The organism is Nocardia sp. NPDC003726, assembly GCF_053586955.1.
In genome coordinates, this window is the sequence record NZ_JBSFNF010000005.1 from 59700 (window position 1) to 65925 (window position 6226).

At 70.8% G+C, this 6226-nt stretch carries 5 protein-coding genes and 1 pseudogene; 4 read left to right on the top strand and 2 right to left on the bottom strand.

Features of this window, described 5'->3' with window-relative positions:
- Window positions 1-3 precede the first annotated feature (3 nt).
- From aroC to aroB, 3 genes and pseudogenes are all read left to right on the top strand, one after another.
- Entirely contained in the window at window positions 4-1212 is a 1209-nt protein-coding gene (gene aroC / locus ACWDMM_RS08490; RefSeq protein WP_195082410.1) for a chorismate synthase, read from the top strand.
- Window positions 1209-1727, top strand: a pseudogene (locus tag ACWDMM_RS08495) (shikimate kinase); the annotation flags it as partial. The gene aroC and the pseudogene ACWDMM_RS08495, both read left to right, overlap by 4 nt.
- A 365-nt stretch (window positions 1728-2092) precedes the next feature.
- The gene (gene aroB / locus ACWDMM_RS08500; RefSeq protein ID WP_195082333.1) at window positions 2093-3214 is read left to right on the top strand and encodes a 3-dehydroquinate synthase; all 1122 of its coding nucleotides are present in this window, start codon (window positions 2093-2095) and stop codon (window positions 3212-3214) included.
- A gap of 58 nt (window positions 3215-3272) precedes the next feature.
- Here aroB and ACWDMM_RS08505 read toward each other — a convergent pair whose 3' ends face one another.
- Window positions 3273-3752: a B-4DMT family transporter gene (locus ACWDMM_RS08505; protein ID WP_323124416.1), complete on the bottom strand. Its 480-nt coding sequence runs from the start codon at window positions 3750-3752 to the stop codon at window positions 3273-3275.
- Window positions 3753-3869: 117 nt separating this feature from the next.
- Between ACWDMM_RS08505 and ACWDMM_RS08510 the strand changes: the two genes are divergently transcribed.
- The gene (locus ACWDMM_RS08510; protein ID WP_195082331.1) at window positions 3870-4805 is read left to right on the top strand and encodes a TauD/TfdA dioxygenase family protein; all 936 of its coding nucleotides are present in this window, start codon (window positions 3870-3872) and stop codon (window positions 4803-4805) included.
- Here the strand turns inward: ACWDMM_RS08510 and ACWDMM_RS08515 are convergent.
- Window positions 4784-6226 (bottom strand): WD40 repeat domain-containing protein (locus ACWDMM_RS08515; RefSeq protein ID WP_449936714.1); only part of this gene is annotated, 1443 nt, incomplete at its 5' end. The two genes, ACWDMM_RS08510 and ACWDMM_RS08515, sit on opposite strands and share 22 nt — an antisense overlap.

The following is a 6226-nucleotide window of genomic DNA, read 5'->3' on the forward strand; positions in this document are numbered from 1 at the left end:
GATGTGCTGCGTTGGATAACTGCCGGAGAATCCCATGGTCCCGCTCTCGTCGCCATCCTCGAAGGGATGGTGGCAGGCGTCGAGGTGACGTCGGACGAGATCTCCGCGCAGCTGGCGCGCCGCAGGCTCGGCTACGGTCGCGGCGCGCGGATGAAGTTCGAGGCCGACAAGGTCACCGTCGTCGGTGGCGTGCGGCACGGGCGCACGATGGGCGGCCCGGTGGCCATCGAGGTGGCCAACAGCGAGTGGCCGAAGTGGACCACCGTGATGTCCGCCGACCCGGTCGACCCGGCCGAGCTCGCCGACCTGGCCCGCAACGCACCCCTGACCCGGCCACGGCCCGGACACGCCGACTACTCCGGCATGCTCAAGTACAACTTCGACGACGCCCGCAACGTGCTCGAGCGCGCCAGCGCCAGGGAGACCGCCGCGCGCGTCGCGGTGGGCACCGTCGCGCGCAATTTCCTGCGCCAGGCGTTCGGCGCGGAGGTCGTCTCGCATGTCGTGTCGATCGGCGCCGCGCAGAACACCTCCGGCATCGTGCCGACCGCCGCCGATCTCGCCGCGGTGGACGAGAGCCCCGTGCGCGCGTTCGACAAGGACGCCGAAGCCGCGATGATCGCGGAGATCGAGGCCGCCAAGAAGGACGGCGACACCCTCGGTGGCGTGGTCGAGGTGGTCGTCGCGGGACTTCCGGTCGGCCTCGGCTCGTTCACCAGCGGCGAGAACCGGCTGGACGCGCGCTTGGCGGCCGCGCTGATGGGCATCCAGGCCATCAAAGGCGTCGAGGTGGGCGACGGTTTCGAGACCGCGCGCCGCCGCGGCAGCCAGGCGCACGACGAGATGCGCCCCGGCCCCGACGGCGTGCTGCGTTCGACCAACCGCGCCGGCGGCCTGGAAGGCGGCATGACCAACGGCGAGGCGCTGCGCGTGCGCGCGGCCATGAAGCCGATCTCCACGGTGCCGCGCGCGCTGTCCACCGTCGACATGACCACCGGCGACGAGGCCGTCGCCATCCATCAGCGTTCGGACGTGTGCGCCGTGCCCGCAGCGGGCGTGGTGGCCGAATCCATGGTGGCGCTGGTCGTCGCGCAGGCCGCGCTGGAGAAGTTCGGCGGCGACTCGCTCACCGAGACCGTCGATAACATCACCAGCTACCTCGAGCGCATCAGCACTCGCCCCCACGTGCATGCGGACAGTCGGTCGCAATGATCGTGCAGACCGATCCGCGCGCCCCGCGCGTGGTGCTGGTCGGACCGCCGGGGGCGGGGAAATCCACGATCGGCCGCAAGCTCGCCAGGGAACTGGGGGTGGAGCTGTACGACACCGATGCCGGCATCGAGCGGGAGACCGGCCGCACGATCCCGGAGATCTTCGCCGAAGACGGTGAGCCCGAATTCCGCAAGATCGAGGAGCGGGTGGTGCGCCGCGCGGTCCTCGCCGAACGCGGCGTGGTCTCGCTCGGCGGCGGCGCGGTGCTGTCGGCGAACACCAGGGACCTCCTGCGTGGCCGCACCGTCGTCTACCTGGAGATCAGCGTCGCCGAGGGGCTTCGGCGCACCGGCGCGAGCACGCAGCGGCCACTGCTCAACGGCGCCGACCCCGGCGCGAAGTACCGGGAGCTGATGCGTACCCGCAGGCCGCTGTATCGGGAAGTGGCCACCGTCCGGGTCCGCACCGACGGCCGCAGCCCCGGCCGGGTGGTGCGGATGATCATGACCAAGCTCGGGATGGAGCCGGTCGAACCGGCCGACGCGGACCTGCGGCCACCGCCCAGCGGAATCCCGCAGGGCAGCAGCCGATCCCGAGCCCGCCGGCGCGCCAGGGCCAGAGCGGCGGCCCGGCGCAAGGACGCCGATCAGCGCGAGACCACCGACACCGCGACCGGCGCGGCGGGCGAATCGGCGGTGACCGCCACCGTCCGATCCCGCCGCGCCCGCAGGAGCGTCACCAGCGAACCCGACGCCGCGAGCGGGACCGGCAGCGGGGAGCCTGCGGCGGGCAGCCGGTCCCGGCGCGCCCGCGCACGCCGTGCCCGTTCCCGGGCGCGGCAGCAGTCGACCACAGCAACAACAGAATCGGAGCAAGCCACGTGACAGAGCCGAGTCGTCTCGAAGTCCGGACCGCCGACCCGTACCAGGTGATCATCGGCCGCGGGTTGCTCGGCGAACTCGTCGAGTCGGTGAACAACGCGACCAAAGGCGTGCGCACCGTAGCCATCTTCCATCAGCCGCCGCTGACCGAGACCGCCGAAGCGGTGCGCAAGGCGCTGGCCGACACCGGCCTGGACGCGCACCGGATCGAGATCCCCGACGCCGAGGCGGGCAAGGACCTGGCCGTCGCCGGATTCTGCTGGGAAGTGCTCGGGCGCATCGGCTTGACCCGCAACGACGTCGTGGTCAGCCTCGGCGGCGGCGCGGCGACCGACCTGGCCGGTTTCGTCGCGGCCACCTGGATGCGCGGCGTGCGCATCGTGCACGTGCCGACCACGCTGCTGGCGATGGTCGACGCGGCGGTGGGCGGCAAGACCGGCATCAACACCGAAGCGGGCAAGAATCTGGTCGGCTGCTTCCACGAACCCGCCGCCGTGCTGGTCGATCTGGCCACCTTGGAGACAGTGCCCCGCAACGAGATCGTCGCGGGCATGGCCGAGATCATCAAGGCCGGCTTCATCGCCGACCCGGTGATCCTGGAGCTGGTGGAACGCGACCCGGAAGCCGCGATCGACCCGTCCGGCGAGGTGCTGCCGGAGCTGATCCGCCGCGCGATCCAGGTGAAAGCCGACGTCGTCGCCGCCGATCTCAAGGAATCCAGTCTTCGCGAGATCCTGAACTACGGTCACACCCTCGGCCACGCGATCGAGCGGCGCGAACGCTACCGGTGGCGGCACGGCGCCGCGGTCTCCGTCGGACTGGTGTTCGCCGCCGAGCTCGGCCGGCTCGCGGGCCGTCTCGATGACGCCACCGCCGACCGGCATCGCGCGATCCTGTCCGCCGTCGGGCTGCCGACCAGCTACGACGCCGACGCGCTCCCCCAGCTGCTGGACGCCATGCAGACGGACAAGAAGACCCGCTCCGGCGTGCTGCGCTTCGTCGTGCTCGACGGCTTGGCCAAGCCAGGACGTCTGGAGGGTCCCGATCCCACCTTGCTGGCCGCCGCCTATTCGGCGATCGCCCGGGAGGACAGTCCGAGCGGCGGTGCGGTGCTGCTGTAGTCCGCACCGGCCACACGGAAACGGCGCGCCCGGTTCGGGCGCGCCGTTTTTCGTCGGATCAGATCGCGCTGCCCGCGGCGGAGTACAGCGACGGCGGCGTGGAGCGCCCCTTGCCGTTCTGCCGCTCGGCCAGCATCCGGCCGACGCCGACGCCGACCAGCGCGGGCACGAAGATCAGCAGGATGATGAACGCCGCGCCCGCCGTGAGTTCGAACAGCAAGCCGTTGTCGCCGAGATCGAACCGGGGAACCCGGTCCAGGATCCAGGACGCCAGTCCGCTGCCGACGCCACCGACGACAGCGGCCTTCAGCCACAACATGGTCAGATCGGCGCCGCGTTCGGCGTCCCCGCTCGCGACGCGGTCCCTGCGACCGTCCAGCACACCCCAGGCCGCGATGGTCGCGACCAGCACGATCAGGCACAGCAGCCGCATCAGCGCGCCGTGCGTCGGCCAGTACACCATCGCGAACCCGAGCCCGGCGCGCAACGCCACCACCAGCGCGCCGAGCACGACGGCCCGCAACAACCAAGCATTCATGCGAAACACCATAACGCCCATTCGGCCGTAATCGAACGAAACCGGCGCGGCGAGATCGCGCTGCGGCACTGCCGCTCTGCCGTATTCTGGCCGGACCCGCACTCGTCCGAGGTAGCCATGCGCGTCACGAAAATGACCACCCACGTCGGGGCCGAAGTCACCGATATCGATCTGGTTCGACTTTCCGATTCGGAAACAGCCTCCCTCCGTGCCGCGCTGCTGGAACACAAGGTCTTGTTCTTCTCCGATCAAGAACTCGACCATGCCCGCCATATCGAATTCGCCCGCAGGTTCGGTCCGGTGACGGCGGCACACCCGCTGGTCGACACCTCGGAGTCGGCTTTTCCGGAGATCTTGACCGTCGACAATCTCGCGAACGAACGGAAATACGGCAAGAGCGCCGCCGAACGGCGCCGGACGCAGACATCGCCGCTGTCGTCCTGGCACAGCGATCTGACGCCCGTGGTGAATCCGCCGTCGATCGGCATCCTCCGCGCGCAGACCGTCCCGGCTTTCGGCGGTGATACCCAGTGGTGCAACCTGGTCGCCGCCTACCGAGGCATCTCACCGGCGGTGCGGGCGATGCTCGAAACGCTGGAGGCCGAACATCGCTACCTCGCCGGCTACCAGAGCGCCGAATCCGACGACCGGTATCACCGCACGGTCGCCGCCCGCCCACTGGCGGCGGTCCACCCGGTGGTGCGCAGGCACCCGGAGACCGGCGAGTCGGCATTGTTCGTGAATCCATTGTTCACCCATCGCATTCTGGGCCTGACCGGCGCGGAGAGCAGGCACCTTCTGGCGATGCTCTTCGAACAGCTCACCGACCCGGCCTTCACCGTGCGGTACCGGTGGCACGCGGGCAGCGTCGCGATGTGGGACAACCGGGCTACGGCGCACACTCCGCCGGCCGATCTGACCGGACCGGTGGAGCGCGTGCTGCACCGGGTGTCGGTCGTCGGCGAGATCCCCGAAGGCGTCGGCGCCTTGCGCTCGTACGCGTTGGACGGCGATCCGTGGCCCGCGCACGATCACGCAGACGCGGCGGGCTGACCGTTGGCCTGCCGGGCGGGCAGGAGGAACCGGTGCCGCTCGTCGACGGTGAGTTCGCGCAATCCCATCGCGTTCGCCACGGCGGGTACGGAGTCGAGATCCCTGCCGAAGTCCCAGATCCGGATTTCACCGTCGTCGCTGCTCGTGGCCAGCTGTTCGCCGTCCCTGCGCCAATGCAGACCCCAGACCGGCTGCTTGTGCCCCCGCACCACGGCCAGCGACCGGTGGTCGTCGACCGACCAGAGCCGGATCGTGCCGCTGCGCGTGGCCCCCGCGATCCAGCCCGGCTCCCGAGGCGACCAGGCGACCGCCTGGACCGCGTCGTCGCCGACGCCGAAGCTCGCCAGCAGCTCCCCCGAGGCGGCGTCCCAGATCCGCAGGTAACCGTCGAAGCATCCGGTCGCGATCCGCGTAGCGTCGGTCGACCACGCCGCGGTCCAGACTTCGTCGTGATGTCCGTCCAGCGCCAGGATCTCCCGCTGTCCCGCCACGTCGAGGACGCGGACCGTCCGGTCCAGCAACGCCACGGCCAAGCGGCCGCCGTCGCGTGACCAATCCGTGGCGGTGACACCGTCGGCGAAGGTCAGCACCGTCGGCGAGGGCTCGTCGACCGACATGTCCCACAGCCGCACGGTGCAGTCCCGTGAGGCGGTCGCCAGCCGGTCGCCTCCCGGACTCCACGACACCCAGGTACCGACCCCGGAGTGACCGCGCAAGACGCGGTGGCAGCCGCCACCGGCGGAGTCCCAGATCCGGATGGTCTGGTCTCGGCTGGTGCTGGCCAGCAGTCCCCCGGACGGGGACCAGTGCAGATGGACGGCCTCGGATTCGTGGCCGAGGAACGTGGTCAACTCGCGTCCGGTGCGGACGTCCCACAGCTTCACCGAACCGTCGAAGGCCGCGGAGGCCAGTCGCCGTCCGTCCGCGGCCCACGCGACGGCGCGGGTCAAGCGGTCGTGCTGCAGCTGGGTCACCGCGCTGCTCCAGACCCGCAGGGTTCCGTCGGCCGATCCGGTGACCACCTGACTGTCGTCGGGCGCCCAGGACACCGACGTGGTCGCCTGGTCCTGGCTGCGCTGGGTGATCACCGCGCGGTACGGCCGCACCGACCAGATCTTCAGCGTCCGGTCCTCGCTACAGGTGGCCAGCCGGTCGCCGTCGTGGGACCAGGCCACGGCCACCGTCGCGGCGTCGTGGGCCACGAACAGCTCGTCGAGCGCACGCTCCCGCGGCGCCCAGATCCGCACGATCCAGTCGCTGGACCCCGACGCGAGCCGATCTCCGCTCGGATTCCAGTCCAGGTCGAGCACGGCCGCTTCGTGCCCGTACAGCACATCGGTGGCGGTCGCGCCCGCGACGTCCCAGAGGCGAACGGTGCGGTCGGCGCCCCCGCTGGCCAGCCGCGCGCCGTCGGGCGACCA

What these genes read in the sequence shown, in the direction of transcription:
- ACWDMM_RS08505 (WP_323124416.1), bottom strand. Translation starts at nt 3,752, where the DNA reads ATGAATGCTTGGTTGTTGCGGGCCGTCGTGCTCGGCGCGCTGGTGGTG.
- ACWDMM_RS08510 (WP_195082331.1), top strand. Translation starts at nt 3,870, where the DNA reads ATGCGCGTCACGAAAATGACCACCCACGTCGGGGCCGAAGTCACCGAT.